This window comes from Castellaniella sp. (assembly GCF_034675845.1).
Classification (GTDB): domain Bacteria; phylum Pseudomonadota; class Gammaproteobacteria; order Burkholderiales; family Burkholderiaceae_B; genus Castellaniella.
Window position 1 is genome coordinate 455722 of the sequence record NZ_JAUCCU010000002.1, and the last position, 13763, is coordinate 469484.

Annotated in this window: 14 protein-coding genes; 2 read left to right on the plus strand and 12 right to left on the minus strand. The window is 61.0% G+C overall.

Annotated features, from left to right (window positions below; genetic code table 11):
- Window positions 1-117 precede the first annotated feature (117 nt).
- The 9 genes from VDP81_RS13680 to VDP81_RS13720 form a co-directional block, all read right to left on the minus strand.
- Complete coding sequence (locus tag VDP81_RS13680) at window positions 118-753, minus strand: Maf family protein (protein ID WP_323012612.1); 636 nt, start codon at window positions 751-753, stop codon at window positions 118-120.
- Window positions 753-2198 carry a pyruvate kinase gene (pyk, locus tag VDP81_RS13685; protein ID WP_322995342.1) on the minus strand — a complete coding sequence of 482 codons (1446 nt, stop codon included), beginning with the start codon at window positions 2196-2198 and terminating at the stop codon, window positions 753-755. The genes VDP81_RS13680 and pyk overlap by 1 nt, the downstream gene beginning before the upstream one ends.
- Window positions 2199-2311: 113 nt before the next feature.
- Window positions 2312-2785, minus strand: a complete 474-nt coding sequence (gene rlmH / locus VDP81_RS13690) for a 23S rRNA (pseudouridine(1915)-N(3))-methyltransferase RlmH (RefSeq protein ID WP_323012613.1) — start codon at window positions 2783-2785, stop codon at window positions 2312-2314.
- Window positions 2782-3177, minus strand: a complete 396-nt coding sequence (gene rsfS / locus VDP81_RS13695) for a ribosome silencing factor (protein ID WP_323012614.1) — start codon at window positions 3175-3177, stop codon at window positions 2782-2784. The genes rlmH and rsfS overlap by 4 nt, the downstream gene beginning before the upstream one ends.
- A 12-nt stretch (window positions 3178-3189) precedes the next feature.
- Complete coding sequence (nadD, locus tag VDP81_RS13700) at window positions 3190-3801, minus strand: nicotinate (nicotinamide) nucleotide adenylyltransferase (protein WP_322995339.1); 612 nt, start codon at window positions 3799-3801, stop codon at window positions 3190-3192.
- The gene (hemF, locus tag VDP81_RS13705) at window positions 3792-4694 is read right to left on the minus strand and encodes an oxygen-dependent coproporphyrinogen oxidase (RefSeq protein WP_323012615.1); all 903 of its coding nucleotides are present in this window, start codon (window positions 4692-4694) and stop codon (window positions 3792-3794) included. The genes nadD and hemF overlap by 10 nt, the downstream gene beginning before the upstream one ends.
- Window positions 4695-4706: 12 nt before the next feature.
- Complete coding sequence (gene purD / locus VDP81_RS13710) at window positions 4707-6002, minus strand: phosphoribosylamine--glycine ligase (protein ID WP_322995337.1); 1296 nt, start codon at window positions 6000-6002, stop codon at window positions 4707-4709.
- Window positions 5999-6730, minus strand: a complete 732-nt coding sequence (locus tag VDP81_RS13715) for a YebC/PmpR family DNA-binding transcriptional regulator (RefSeq protein WP_322995336.1) — start codon at window positions 6728-6730, stop codon at window positions 5999-6001. The genes purD and VDP81_RS13715 overlap by 4 nt, the downstream gene beginning before the upstream one ends.
- 56 nt (window positions 6731-6786) lie before the next feature.
- Window positions 6787-7644, minus strand: coding sequence for a DMT family transporter (locus VDP81_RS13720; RefSeq protein ID WP_322995335.1), 858 nt, complete (start codon window positions 7642-7644; stop codon window positions 6787-6789).
- Window positions 7645-7686: 42 nt separating this feature from the next.
- Between VDP81_RS13720 and VDP81_RS13725 the strand changes: the two genes are divergently transcribed.
- Window positions 7687-8676: a quinone oxidoreductase gene (locus VDP81_RS13725; RefSeq protein WP_323012764.1), complete on the plus strand. Its 990-nt coding sequence runs from the start codon at window positions 7687-7689 to the stop codon at window positions 8674-8676.
- 7 nt (window positions 8677-8683) lie between these two features.
- On the opposite strand, the gene VDP81_RS13730 is transcribed toward VDP81_RS13725, so the two are convergent.
- Together VDP81_RS13730 and pepN are read right to left on the minus strand one after the other, a co-directional pair.
- Window positions 8684-9688 (minus strand): class 1 fructose-bisphosphatase, encoded by a 1005-nt coding sequence (locus tag VDP81_RS13730; protein WP_323012616.1) that lies wholly within the window; start codon window positions 9686-9688, stop codon window positions 8684-8686.
- Between the two features lie 84 nt (window positions 9689-9772).
- On the minus strand, window positions 9773-12475 hold the full coding sequence (gene pepN, locus VDP81_RS13735) for an aminopeptidase N (protein WP_322995333.1): 2703 nt from the start codon (window positions 12473-12475) through the stop codon (window positions 9773-9775).
- Between the two features lie 168 nt (window positions 12476-12643).
- Here pepN and VDP81_RS13740 point away from each other — a divergent pair, with 168 nt between their 5' ends.
- The gene (locus VDP81_RS13740; protein ID WP_322995332.1) at window positions 12644-13288 is read left to right on the plus strand and encodes a DUF4136 domain-containing protein; all 645 of its coding nucleotides are present in this window, start codon (window positions 12644-12646) and stop codon (window positions 13286-13288) included.
- A 19-nt stretch (window positions 13289-13307) separates the two neighbouring features.
- Here VDP81_RS13740 and VDP81_RS13745 read toward each other — a convergent pair whose 3' ends face one another.
- On the minus strand, window positions 13308-13679 hold the full coding sequence (locus VDP81_RS13745; RefSeq protein WP_322995331.1) for an H-NS histone family protein: 372 nt from the start codon (window positions 13677-13679) through the stop codon (window positions 13308-13310).
- Window positions 13680-13763: the final 84 nt, after the last annotated feature.

A 13763-nucleotide genomic window follows, 5' to 3' on the forward strand; every position in this document is an offset into this window, starting at 1 on the left:
GCCGTGCATGCAGCCATGGCCATCACCGAAGGCTTGCGATGTTCAGCAAGTTGTCAATCATCCTATGAGTGGTTTGTCGATTTGGTCAAGCATCCCGCGAGTGCCTGCGGGTAAACACTAGGCAGTGGCCTGCCATGCTTTCAGCAGTTGCAAGGTCTCGTGGGCAGGCAGGCCCATGACGCCGCTGTGGCTGCCCGACAGGTGGGTGATGAAGGCCGCAGCACGGCCCTGGATTGCGTAGCTGCCTGCTTTGCCCAGGGGTTCGTGGGTGGCGCAGTATTGGGTGATTTCCTGGGCGTTTAATATCTGGAAACTGACTTGGCTGACTTGGCAGGTCTCGTGCAGTTGGCCGTGAACCGCCAGGACAACGGCAGTATGTACCTGGTGGGTGCGCCCGGATAGTCGGCGCAACATAGCGCCGGCGTCGTCAAGATCCACGGGTTTGCCCAATACGTCGCCGTCCAGGATGACGGTGGTATCGGCACACAGAATCGGCGCCTGGCGCCAGTCGACGGGCCAGTTGGACGGAATGTCCGGTGGCGCGCCACCCGCAGCCAGCCACTGCATGGCCTGCACGGCCTTGTCGCGGGCCGTGCGTCGGACGTAGTCTTCTGCGGTTTCTCCGACCAGTTGGGGCTCATCCGGGCCTTCGGGGGCGGGTACGCGCAAGATACCGTGCGTGATTCCCAGGAGATCCAGGATTTCATGGCGCCGAGGGCTGGCCGAGGCCAGCAGGATAAACCCCGGCGGCATCAGGCGACTCGTAGGATTTTCAGGCCGTTGGTGCCGCCGCTGTCGCTGTAGAAGTCGCCCTTGGTCAGGATGATCCAGTCGCCTGATTGCAGCAGGCCGCGCTGGCGCAGAATATCGATGGCGGCTGCGCTGATCTGAGCTGGCGGCAAAGAGGCTGCGTCAAATGGCACCGTATATACCCCCCGGAACAGGGCTGCCCGCCGCTGGGTGGCCTCGTGGCGGGTATAGCAATAGATCGGCACGCCCGAGCGGATGCGCGACATGATCAGGGGAGTATGACCGCTCTCGGTCAGGCTGATGATGGCCTTGACGCCGGGGAAATGATTGGCGGCGTACATGCTGGCCAGGGCTATGGTCTCGTCGCACCGGGAAAAAGTTTCGCCCATGCGGTGGTGAGATTTGACACTGGTGGGTTCTTGCTCGGCGCCCAGGCAGATGCGTGCCATGGCTTGTACGGCTTCGACTGGGTATTGCCCGGAGGCGGACTCAGCCGACAACATCACGGCATCGGTGTAGTCCAGCACCGCGTTTGCCACATCCGAGACTTCGGCTCGGGTGGGGATGGGGCTGGCGATCATGGATTCCATCATCTGCGTGGCCGTGATCACCAGTTTATTCAGGGTGCGGGCGTGCTGGATGATGCGTTTCTGGATGCCGACCAGGCGGGCATCGCCGATTTCCACCCCCAGGTCACCGCGCGCCACCATGACGCCGTCGCTGGCCCGGATCAGGTCGTCCATGGCTGCATCGTCGGCGACAGCCTCGGCACGTTCGATCTTGGCGATGATCCAGGCCTGGCTGCCGGCTTCGCGCACCAGGCGACGGGCTTGTTCTATGTCGGCCCCGCTGCGTGGAAACGAGACTGCGACATAATCCAGCTGGAGTTCGGCGGCCAGATGGATGTCCTGGCGATCCTTGTCTGTCAGGCTAGGGGCGGAGATGCCGCCACCGCGACGGTTGATGCCTTTGTTGTTGGAGAGCGGCCCGCCGACGGTCACGGTGGTGTGCACCGCATATTCGTCCACGGAATCGACCTGCAGGATGACCCGGCCATCATCCAGCAGGAGTTCGTCGCCGGGGGTGCAGTCCTGTACCAGGGGTGGGTATTCGATGCCGACGATGCGCTGGGTGCCGCCATCCAAAGGGTGCTGGATGGAGAGGGTGAAGGGTTCACCCACCTGCAGTTCGATCTGACCGTCGGTAAAGCGGGCAATCCGGATCTTTGGGCCTTGCAGGTCGCCCATGATGGCGACGTGGCGATCGTTTTTTGCCGCGATTTCGCGCACCAGCCGGACGCGCTGACGGTGATCATCGGCTGAGCCATGAGAGAAGTTCATGCGTGCCACATCCAACCCGGCCAAGATCAAATCCTGGATGCGTTCGGGGCTGGATGTTGCAGGCCCGAGAGTGGCGACAATCTTGGTACGACGGCGAGGGGTAACCATACATGCGTTCCAGAGAGGATCTGGCAATAAAGCCCAGACGGGTGAATGGAGCCCATCAGCATACCCTAAAGCCCCGCTGGGGCAAGGGGCGTGTCCAGAGATTTGCGCGTTGCCTATTCGCGGTGATAGGGGTGGCCGGACAAGATGGTCCAGGCACGGTACAGTTGCTCGGCCAGTAAAACGCGCACCATCGGGTGGGGCAGGGTGAGTGACGACAGGCGCAGCATCTGGCGGGCGGTTTTTTTCAGAGCGGGCTCCAGACCATCCGGGCCGCCGATGATCAGCGCAATATCCTGGCCGGCTTCGCGCCAGGTTTCCAGGTGGCTGGCCAGAGCCCGGGTGCTCAGGTCCTGACCGTGCTCGTCCAGAATCACCCGCCAGATTGGCGACGCGGGCAGGGCGGCCTCGATGCGTTGGGCCTCTGCCTGCATCAGTTGAGCAGGTGTTTTGCCATGTGTCCGGGGTTCTGGACGGATTTCGTGCAGTTCGATCTGACATTCGCGCGGCATGCGCTTGGTGTAGTCCTGCCATGCAGCTTGCACCCAGGCTGGCATGCGGGTGCCGACGGCATAGATGCGCAGTTTCATTCCTCGACGTCGTCGTCACCGGTCCAGGATGCCTGGGCTGGACCCGTGGACAGGAGCTTCACGCGCACCGGATGAGCGCCCCAGATTTCTTCGAGGTTGTAGTAGCTGCGGATGGCAGGCTGCATGCAGTGCACGACGATGTCGCCCAAGTCGAGCAGCACCCATTCGCCGGTGTCCTCGCCTTCGAAGGCGACGACCTGCAGGCCGTCTTTCTTGGCCTGATCGGCGACGTGCCTGGCCATTGCGCGGGTCTGGCGGTTGGATGTGCCGCTGGCGATGATGACCCGGTCGAACAGGCCGGTCAGGGCGGTGGTGTTGAAGATCTGGATGTCCTGGGCCTTGGTGTCTTCCAGGGCGTCGATTACGAGGCGTTGTTGTTTTTGCAGATTCATGGTGTGCTGGGCTTAGGCGCCTGGAATAGAGGGCTGTTGATAGAGCTGATGGGTGTGGATATAGTCCAGCACCAGGGGATCGAGCTCTGGAATATGGGTCTGGCCTTGGGCCAGAGCCAGGCGGATGGTGGATGCCGCAATATCCTGAGGAGGGAATGGGATGCGGACCAGGCCTTCGTCGGGCAGGAGTTGTTCCAAAGAAGGCGGGATGGTTAATGTTGTGCCTGGCCGTTGAGCCACGGCCAGGCGCACATACTGGATAATATCGCGCCAGCGGTGCCAGTTGCAGAAGTTCGCCAACTGATCGGCACCCATGATCCAGGTGTATTGGGCGCTGTCAGGCAGCGCCGTCAGGGTGTCGATTGTATAAGTAGCGCCACTGCGCTGGAGCTCGATGGGGTTGATATGCAACTGGGGGTAGGGGCTGCTGGCCAGGCGCAGCATGGCGAGACGGTCATTGGCCGAGGCGCCTAATTGGCCTTTTTGCCAAGGCAGTCCGGCAGGCAGTAACTGAACTTGTTCCAGGGATAGTGCCTGGATTGCTGCCAGCGCCAGGCCAATATGGGCCGTATGGACGGGATCGAAACTGCCCCCCAGCAGGCCCACCTGAGGCTTTACAGCCATGTGCGCGGGGTGAGATAGGCCGACAGGGCAGCTTCTGGAGAACCTGGTTCCGGGGTCCAGCTATAGCGCCATTGGGCCATGGGCGGCATGGATAACAGGATGGACTCGGTGCGCCCGCCTGACTGCAGGCCAAACAGGGTGCCACGGTCATAGACCAGGTTGAATTCGACATAGCGTCCCCGGCGATAGGCCTGGAATGCGCGCTCGCGTTCGCCATAAGCCGTGTTCTGGCGTGCCTGGACGATGGGGACGTAGGCCGCCAGGAAGCAGTCGCCAACGGATTGGGTCAGGGCAAAGCTGGTGTCAAAATCCGGCACATTCAGATCATCGAAGAACAGCCCGCCCACGCCGCGGGTTTCCTGGCGGTGCTTGAGCTTGAAGTAGTCATCGCACCAGGCTTTGTATTGCGGGTATTTGTCGTCGCCATAGGGGCTGACTGCGTCGTGGCAGACCTGGTGAAAATGCCGGGCGTCAGCTTCAACCAAATAATAGGGGGTCAGGTCCAGTCCGCCACCGAACCAGAACACATCTTGTTCTGCTTTGGTGCCGTGCGCAACGAACATCCGGACGTTCATGTGTGTCGTGGGGACGTGCGGGTTACGGGGATGCAAGACCATTGAAACCCCCATGGCCTCCCAGCTGCGTCCGGCCAAGTCGGGCCGGTGGGCGCTGGCCGAGGGCGGCAAGGTATGGCCCTGGACATGACTGAACAGTACGCCGGCGCGTTCGAATACAGCCCCGTCCTCGCAATAGCGGGTCAGGCCGCCGCCGCCTTCGGTGCGGGTCCAGGCATCGCTGCCAAAGGCAGCCCCTTCCAGCGCTTCCAGCCCTGCAACAATGCGGGCTTGCAGCCCAGAAAAGTATGTGTGAACCTGCTCAACGGGAACATGCATGAGGGTTGCGACCTAGTCGTGTTTGGAGTGGGTCAGGGCACGCCAACCGATGTCATGGCGGTATTGGCGGCCTTCGAATAGTGTTTGGTTGACCGCATCGTAGGCGGCCTGTTGGGCGCGGCGCAGGGAGTCAGCCAAGGCGGTGACGCAGAGTACCCGCCCGCCGCTGGTCAGCAGCTGATTATCCTGACGCAGAGTGCCGGCATGAAAGGTGATGCAAGTGTCCGTATCGGGCGCCATGCTGGTGATGGGGGTGCCCTTCAGGGGGGCTTCGGGGTAGCCGGCGGCCGCCAGCACGACACCGACGGCTGTGCGGCGGTCCCAATCGATTTCAGCTTGGTCCAGCGTGCCGTCGATGGCGTGGTCAAAGACCTCGGTGAGATCGTTCTTGATGCGCAGCATGATGGGCTGAGTCTCGGGATCACCCATGCGGCAGTTAAATTCCAGGACCCTGAGCGGGCGGGTCGCGTCCTTGCCATCGCCGATCATCAGGCCGGCATACAAAAACCCGGTATAGGGGATGCCGTCTTTTGCCATCCCTTGGATGGCAGGCTGGATGATTTCGCGCATGACGCGATTATGCAGGGCCGGGGTAATGATGGGCGCGGGGGAATAGGCCCCCATGCCGCCGGTATTGGGGCCGGCATCGGCGTCCAGCAGACGCTTGTGGTCCTGGCTGGTGGCCAGGGGCAGCACGTGCTGGCCGTCGCACATGACGATGAAGCTGGCTTCTTCGCCACTGAGGAATTCCTCGATGACGACCCGGGCGCCAGCGGCACCGAATGCGCCGTCTGCGCCCAGCATGTTGTCGATGGCCTGCAGCGCCTCATCCAGGGTCTGGGCCACGACCACGCCCTTGCCGGCGGCCAGGCCGTCGGCCTTGATGACAATGGGTGCGCCTTGTGCCTGGATAAAGGATTTTGCCTGGGCTGCGTCAGTAAAGGTCTGGTAGGCGGCGGTGGGCAAGCCATGGCGCAGCATGAAGGCCTTGGCGTAGTCCTTGGAGCTTTCTAGCTGGGCGGCTGCCTGGGTGGGGCCGAAAATACGCAGTCCGGCTGCCCGGAACGCATCCACGATCCCAGCGGCCAGCGGGGCCTCCGGGCCAACCACGGTGTAGGCGATTTTTTCCTGGCGGGCAAAATCGATCAGTGCCTGAGTGTCTTGCAAGGCCAGGTTCTCGATCAGAGGCGGCTGGGCGGTACCGCCGTTGCCAGGGGCTACGTAGATCTTCTGGACCCGGGGTGATTGGGCCAGCCGCCAGGCCAGGGCGTGTTCGCGGCCCCCTGAGCCGATTACCAGGATTTTCATTCGGCCTCGTCCAGCACGGCAGTGGTGTAGACCTCTTGGACATCGTCCAGGCCTTCGAGCAGATCAATGATTTTTTGCATGCGCTCGGCGTCTTCGCCTTGTAGTTGGACCTCGGAGAGGGCCTTCATGACAATGCCGTGGACTTCGGCATTGAGTCCGGCCTGATCTAGCGCCAGTTTCAGGGCGGGGTACTGGCCGGGTTCGCAGGTGACCTCGATGACGCCTTCGTCGTCGGACTGAACGTCGTCGGCGCCATTGTCCAGGGCGACTTCCATGACCTGATCCTCGGAGGTGCCGGGGCCGAAGATGAATTGTCCGCAGTGCTGGAACATGAAGGCCACGCAGCCGTCCTGGCCGAGGTTGCCGCCGTGTTTGCTGAGGGTATGCCGGACTTCGGAGACGGTGCGCTGGCGGTTGTCTGTCATGCAGTCGATGATCAGGGCTGCGCCGCCAATGCCGTAGCCTTCGTAGCGGATTTCTTCGTAGTTGGCGTCGTCGGCGCCACCGGCGCCCCGCTGGATGGCCCGCAGGATGTTGTCCTTGGGCATGTTGGCAGCGGTGGCCTTGTCCCAGGCCAGGCGCAGAGCCGGGTTGGCATCCGGGTCGGGGCCGCCAGCGCGTGCTGCCACGGTGATTTCACGAATGATTTTTGTCCAGAGCTTCCCGCGTTTCGCGTCTTGGCGACCTTTGCGGTGCTGGATGTTCGCCCACTTGCTGTGTCCGGCCATAATATGTCAACTAGGATAAAACAGGGAATCCATCATTTTAACCATTAGCGGCGCTTTCAGCTTGGTGATGGTCGCCGCAGGCCCGCCCAGACGATGGTGACGATGATGATGGCCCCGCCCAAGAGCGCTCTTTCGCTGGGATATTGGGCAAATAGAATTGCTGCAAATGCAATGGCATAGACGGGTTCCAGGGCGATGACGATGCCGGCGGATCGGGCGTTCAGGCGGCTGAGGCTGGAGACCAGCAGCGTGTGCGACAGGGCGGTGCACAGCACCCCCAGCATCAGCAGCCACAGCCAGTCGATCTGGCGCAAGTCCGCGAATTCCGTCAGGCACCAGGGCAAGGTCAAGGCCGCCACGATCAGGTTTTCCCAACAGGCCAGCTCATGGGCCGAGTGCTGCGTCACGGCCTTGCGGTTGGCCAGGGTGAATAGGGCAAACGCCAGTCCGGACAGCACGGCCCAGACCAAGCCGGTTGTGGCCTGATCCTGCAAATCGAAGCGGGGAGTCACCAGGACCAAGCCGAAGGTGATCAGCATCACGACCAGCCATTCGGGCAGGCGCGTGCGCTCGTGGAAAAGCATGCCCTCCAGCAAGGTGATGAAGGCGGGAAAGCTGGCAAATCCCAGGGTGGCAATTGCGATGCCGCCGATCTTGACCGCCACGAAAAAACTGATCCAGTGGATGGCCAACATGAGCCCGGCCAAGCCCAGGGGCAGCCAGGCGCGTCCACGCGGCATGGACATGCGATGCCCCGTGTGGCGGATATAGAGCAACAGGGCGATGGCGGCCAGCGTGGCTCTGCCTGCCGTGATCAGGGTGGCGCTGGCCTGGATGAGTTCGCCGAAGATGCCGGTCAAGCCAAACAGGACGGCGGTGGTGTGGATGGCGAACTGGGCCTGGCGGGAATTCATGCTAGTCTAATCGATCGTAGTGCCCATGACGGGCCGGAGGAAATTGCCGTGGAAAAGACACGCGTCGTTCAGGTCCACCAGCACGGTGGTCCTGAAGTCATGCAAATCGTGGAAGTTGATGTGCCAGCTCCCGCGCCCCATGAGGTGCAGATTCGCCAGAAAGCCATCGGGCTTAACTTTATCGACATCTATTGTCGCACAGGCCTGTACCCGCATCCCTTGCCGCACGGCTTGGGTTTCGAGGCGGCCGGCGTGGTCTCGGCGATCGGGGCGGATGTGAGCCATCTGCGAGTGGGTGACCGGGTGGCCTATGGCCAAGGCCCCCTGGGTGCCTACGCCGACTTGCGCAATGTCCCGGCGGATCGCGTCGTGACGATTCCGGATGCGCTGGGTTTCGAGCAGGCGGCGGCTTTGATGCTCAAGGGCCTGACGGTTCAATATCTGTTTCGTCAGACTTATCGTCTGCAGGGCAATGAGACCATTTTGTTCCATGCGGCAGCCGGCGGGGTTGGGCTGATCGCTTGCCAGTGGGCACGGGCTCTGGGCGTGCGTCTGATCGGGACAGCTTCTTCGCCTGAAAAAGCTGCGCTGGCACGCCAGCACGGTGCCTGGGAAGTCATCGACTACAGCCGGGAAGACGTGGTTGCTCGCGTGCAGGAACTCACCAAGGGCCAAAAGGTCCCGGTGGTTTACGATGGCGTAGGGCGCGACACCTGGGAGACCTCGCTGGATTGTTTGCAGCCGCATGGGCTGATGGTCAGCTTCGGCAATGCGTCCGGGCCTGTCGAGGGCATCAACCTGGGCCAGTTGGCTGTCAAAGGCTCTTTGTATGTTACCCGGCCGACGCTTGCGTCCCATGTGGCCACGGCGCAGGCCATGCAGGCTGCTGCTGCGGATCTTTTCGATTTCGTGACCGCAGGCAAGATCAGCATTGTGGTGGGCCAGCGCTTTGCCCTGGCGGACGTCGCACTGGCCCATGAGGCCCTTAAATCTCGTCAGACGACAGGGGCTACCGTATTGACGCTGGATTAGGCTGGGTTTATTGGTGGTAGCGCTGTACGCGCTCCACTTCTTCTTTGGACCCCAGCACCACCCCGACGCGTTGGTGGATGGCCTCGGGCTGAATGTCCAGAATGCGCGTACTGCCGTCCACCGCGCTGCCACCTGCCTGTTCCACTAAAAGACTCATGGGGTTGGCTTCATACATCAAGCGCAATTTTCCATTGCGCCCGGATGTGCGTACATCTCGGGGATACATGAAAATCCCGCCACGGGTCAGAATGCGATGTACGTCAGCCACCATCGAGGCAATCCAGCGCATGTTGTAGTTCTTGCCCAGCGGGCCGGTTTCGCCTTGCTGGCATTCGTCGATATAACGTTGAATCGGGGCTTCCCAGTGGCGCTTATTCGACATATTGATGGCGAATTCCGTGGCCTTTTCCGGAATGCGGATGTTTTCGTGGGTCAGCAGCCACGAGCCCATCTCCCGATCCAGGGTAAAGCCCATCACTCCGTTCCCTACCGTCAGCACCAGCATGGTCTGCGGGCCATAAATCGCATAGCCCGCAGCGACTTGGCGGCTGCCCGGCTGCAGGAAGTCCGCCTCGGTGATCTCGCGTCCGGCGGCCTCGGGAGGGGCCTGCAGGACTGAAAAAATCGTGCCGATGGAGACATTCACGTCAATATTGGATGAGCCATCCAGCGGATCGAACAGCAGCAGGTTCTGGCCCTTGGGGTAGTGATTGGGGATGCGGTGTATGGTCTGCATTTCCTCGGAGGCCATGGCAGCCAGATTGCCCCCCCATTCGTTTGCTTCCAGCAGGATTTCATTGGATAGCACGTCCAGCTTTTTCTGGATCTCACCCTGGATGTTTTCGGTGCCCTGACTGCCTAGCACACCACCCAGGGCGCCTTTGCTGACGGCGTGGCTAATGGCTTTGCAGGCCCGCGAAACGGTCTCGATCAATAAGCGGACATCGGGTGAGACAGCCTGGTGCAGCCTTTGCTGCTCGACCAGGTACTGGGTAAAAGTTTTGAATTTCAAGGTATTCCCCGTGAGTGATGGAAAGTGTGCGGGCTGCGGCAGTGCTGGGGCGGGAACCGCCTGAGCACTGCCGCGGCCTATGAATCAGGAATCAAGTGCTTTGGAGACGATCTCGCGGACATTGCGTGACAGGTCTGGGGCTGCCAATATCCGCCGCAGTGCGGCCTGCATGCCATCCCGGCAGGCGGGCTCGAAGCGTGCCCAGTTGTCAAAGGCCCGTGCCAGGCGCGCTGCGATTTCGGGATTCAGCTGGTTCAGGACCAATACCTGCTCAGCCCAGAAATCATAGCCTTCCGGTGTATGCAGATTGGCGGGATTATCCATGCAGAAGCGAAAAATCACCGCCCGTGCACGGTTCGGCGTGCGCAGCGTGAAGTCGGGCAGCGCCATCAAGGCGCGGGCCTGCGCCACCGAGCAGGAGGGCGCGCTGGCCTGGATGCTGAACCAGCTGTCCATGACCAGGGGCTCGTGCTGCCAACGCTGATGAGCTTCTTCCAGCAGGTCGGTGCAGGCCTGGGGTGCGTGTTGCAGCAGGGCTGACAGCGCCCCCAGGCGTTCGGTCATATTGCAGGCCTGGGCGTACTGTTGGCGGGCGCTATCGATGGCATTTGCCTCGGTGGTGGCCAGTAAGTAGTCCAAGGCCAGATTGTGCAGCGCACGCCGTCCGGCGGACACTGGGTCGGGCGAATAGGGGCTGCCGTCGTTTTTCAGGCTGTCATACAGTTGACGCCAGACGGGCGCCAGTGCCGCCCCCAGGGCTTGCTGGGTCTGATCCCAGGCGGTGACGGCGGCCTGGGGATTCATGGGGCGGCTGTGTTCAATGAGTTCGCGCAGGGCGGGCAGAGTCAGCAAGCGAGTGCGGTAGGCGGTTGACAGCGTGTGGTCTTGCAGGGCTGCGCGCCAAATGCCGATCAGGGTGTCGATGGTGGGCAGATCCGTGGTGTCCGATGGCGCCTGGATTTTAGAGAGCAGATAGCGCAGGGCGATTTCCTGGGTGGCGTCCCAGCGGGCAAAGGGATCGGGATCGTGACAAGCCAGCAGCGCCAGGTCGGCGGTGCTGCGAGGGCTGTCAATAATGACGGGAGCCGAGAAGCCACGTAATAGCGACAAGACCGGGGCACCAGGGATATGGTCTAGTATCCAGGTTTGTTCTGTGTCGCGCAGGTCCAGAATCACCGTGTCCCGGATCTGGCCCTGCCAGGTGATCGGCATGGCTTGTCCGTGCTTATCCAGCAGCCCGATGGCAACCGGCAGATGCAGCGGGGGCTTCTGGGCGACCGGGTTTTGGCGGGTTTCCAGGCCGGCCGGGGCGCAATGTTGCTTCAGCGTCAGGTGTAGTTGTTGATTGGCGGGGTCGTAGTGCTGCTGGACCTGCAGGCGCGGGGTGCCTGCCTGGGAATACCATTGGCGAAACGCCTGGAAATCCTGGTTGGCGTGCTGGCGGGTGTAGATGGATTCCATGACGTTGATGAAATCGTCGCAGGTCACCGCCTGACCATCGTGGCGGCGAAAGTACTCGTCCATACCGGCCCGAAAACCGGCTTCGCCCAGCAGAGTGTGCTGCATGCGGATGACTTCGGCACCCTTTTCGTAGACGGTGGCGGTATAAAAATTACCGATTTCCTGGTAGCTGTCCGGGCGGATGGGGTGGGCCATCGGACCTGCGTCTTCAGGAAACTGCATCATGCGCAGTACGTGCACGTCATCAATGCGTTTGACGGCGCGCGCGCTGGCGGATTCGTGCGGCAGCAGGCCGTCGGCCTGCATGTCGGCCGAGAACTCTTGCTCGCGAAAGACGGTCAGACCTTCTTTTAAGGAAAGCTGAAACCAATCGCGGCAGGTGACGCGATTGCCGGTCCAGTTGTGAAAATATTCGTGCCCGATGACGTCTTCGATGCGCCGATAGGCCACATCAGTGGCGCTATCCGGATCGGCCAGTACATATGCGGCATTGAATACATTCAGCCCCTTGTTTTCCATGGCGCCCATATTGAAGTCGCGTGCCGCCACCACCATGAAGCGATCCAGATCCAGTTCCAGTCCAAAGCGTTGTTCATCCCAATGCATGGCGCGCGCCAGGCAATCCAGGGCCCAGTGGGTTTGCTCTGCGCAGCCCTTGTCGCTGTAGACCTGCAGCAGCACGGGACGCCCGCTGCGGGTGGTGTCGTGGCGTTCGATGCAATCGAAATCGCCTGCCACCAGGGCGAACAAATAGGAGGGCTTGGGGTGCGGGTCCTGCCAATGGGCCTGAATGCGGCCATCGGGCAGGGTGGATTCCTGGACCAGGTTGCCGTTGGACAGCAGGATCGGGTAGGCAGTCGGCTGGGCTCGCAGGGTGACCTCGTAGCGCGACATGACGTCCGGGCGGTCGGGAAACCAAGTGATGCGGCGAAAGCCCTGGGCCTCGCACTGCGTGAAAAGCTTATCGCCCGAGACATAAAGCCCCATCAGGCTGGTGTTTTTGGCGGGATGGCAATGGCTGGTGATGCGCACCACAAAAGGCTGGCCGTCGCTTGGCGGGATCAGGCGCAGGGTGCTGTCATCCAGTTGGTAGTCCTGGGGACTCAGTGCTTGGTCGTTGATGCACACCTGGATGAGTTCCAGGTCTTCGCCATGCAGGACCAGCGGTGTGCCCGGCGGGGTCTGGGCTGCGGGCTCGAGGTGCAGTTCGGATTGCACGCAGGTGGTGTCGGCGTCCAGATCAAAGATCAGCCGGACTTGCGGCAGGCGGTAGGGAAAGGGAGTGTAATCCTGGCGATAAATCGTCTGGACGAGATCGGTGCGCATGATTTTTCCATAAAGCCTATATCAAGTCTGCATTGTAGTCGGCTGGCTGATTTTGGATGTGCGTAGCCGACCTTGAATTCGTTCTTCAATGCGGATCGGAAGATGCATGTTCGATACAGGTGTAACGATTTTTAGATGTGTGTCCTTTTGGAACGGACCCTGTCTATCATGGAGACTCGAGAATCTTCCGAGGCCGCCATGGGGCTATCGAATCAATGCAAGCGCTGGCTGACGAGCCTGGGCCTAATAGTCCTGACCATGGTCTTGTCGGGCTGCAGTAATGTGTTTTCCGCCCAGTTGACTCGCTATCAGCAATGGCCGGAACAGACGGTAGGCGCCTATTACTGGATCGCCCCTGATGCGACTCAGCAGAATAATCTGCAGTTTCAGACCTATGCCGATACAGTGCGGGCAGCCATGGGGTCGGCAGGACTGGTCGAGGCCCAGTCGCAGGCTCAGGCCAGATTTATCGTGCATATGGATTATGTCAGCCAGGAAAAACAAGGCTGGCGCCAAGAAACTGTTGATCCGTTTTTCTATTCTGGCGCGTATGGCCGGGGCTTTGGGCTTGCTTATCCCTGGATGAGTGGGCAGATGGTCCAAAGCGTGCCCGTGGTGTTTACCGAATATCGCCTGTCAGTGCGGCTGGATGATCAGAACCAGCAGGGGCGCGAGGTTTACCGGGCATCGGCGACCACCAGAGGGCAGACGGGTCAGCAGGGTGCAGTCATGCCCTATTTAGCCCGCGCCTTGTTTGATCAGTTTCCGGGGCGCAATGGTCAGGAGATCCAAGTGCGGTATCCCCTGAATTAGTATCCCGCTGAAATGCGGATCAAGCGGCTTTTTCGATCAGGAAAGTATCGCGCGAGGTGCCGGCGGCCTCGGCATCGGAAATCCAGCGCGGGGCCTTGCCACGGCCAGTCCATTCGGCCTTGGTTTCAGGGTGGCGATATTTAGGCGGAATCACGCGTTTGGCGCCGCCGGTATTGGATTTTCGGGCCGTGGCCGTGCCGCGGACAGAGGACTTCCGTTCGTAGACGGCGACGATTTCTTCTGGAGTAATGCCATAATCGCGCATGGAGCGCACGATGGATGTAATCACGGGTTTGCGCTGCTTGGCCTGCAGCGACTGTAGCTGTTTCTCGATTTTGGCCATTTCTTTTTCGAGTTTGGTTTTTTGTGTGACGTAACTGCTGCGGGCCATGAGGGGGCTCCTGAGGATGAGAGTGAATGGTCGGGATAACAGGTGCTGGTGCGAACCCTAATCAGTTTCCCATAAGTTGGTATT

Excerpts from the sequence above, each read along its gene's own strand:
- VDP81_RS13720 (WP_322995335.1), bottom strand. The coding sequence starts at position 7,644 with ATGAATTCCCGCCAGGCCCAGTTCGCCATCCACACCACCGCCGTCCTG.
- VDP81_RS13715 (WP_322995336.1), bottom strand. The coding sequence starts at position 6,730 with ATGGCCGGACACAGCAAGTGGGCGAACATCCAGCACCGCAAAGGTCGC.
- purD (WP_322995337.1), bottom strand. The coding sequence starts at position 6,002 with ATGAAAATCCTGGTAATCGGCTCAGGGGGCCGCGAACACGCCCTGGCC.
- pepN (WP_322995333.1), bottom strand. The coding sequence starts at position 12,475 with ATGCGCACCGATCTCGTCCAGACGATTTATCGCCAGGATTACACTCCC.
- VDP81_RS13680 (WP_323012612.1), bottom strand. The coding sequence starts at position 753 with ATGCCGCCGGGGTTTATCCTGCTGGCCTCGGCCAGCCCTCGGCGCCAT.
- hemF (WP_323012615.1), bottom strand. The coding sequence starts at position 4,694 with ATGCATGTTCCCGTTGAGCAGGTTCACACATACTTTTCTGGGCTGCAA.
- rsfS (WP_323012614.1), bottom strand. The coding sequence starts at position 3,177 with ATGAATCTGCAAAAACAACAACGCCTCGTAATCGACGCCCTGGAAGAC.
- pyk (WP_322995342.1), bottom strand. The coding sequence starts at position 2,198 with ATGGTTACCCCTCGCCGTCGTACCAAGATTGTCGCCACTCTCGGGCCT.
- rlmH (WP_323012613.1), bottom strand. The coding sequence starts at position 2,785 with ATGAAACTGCGCATCTATGCCGTCGGCACCCGCATGCCAGCCTGGGTG.
- VDP81_RS13740 (WP_322995332.1), top strand. The coding sequence starts at position 12,644 with ATGGAGACTCGAGAATCTTCCGAGGCCGCCATGGGGCTATCGAATCAA.
- VDP81_RS13745 (WP_322995331.1), bottom strand. The coding sequence starts at position 13,679 with ATGGCCCGCAGCAGTTACGTCACACAAAAAACCAAACTCGAAAAAGAA.
- nadD (WP_322995339.1), bottom strand. The coding sequence starts at position 3,801 with ATGGCTGTAAAGCCTCAGGTGGGCCTGCTGGGGGGCAGTTTCGATCCC.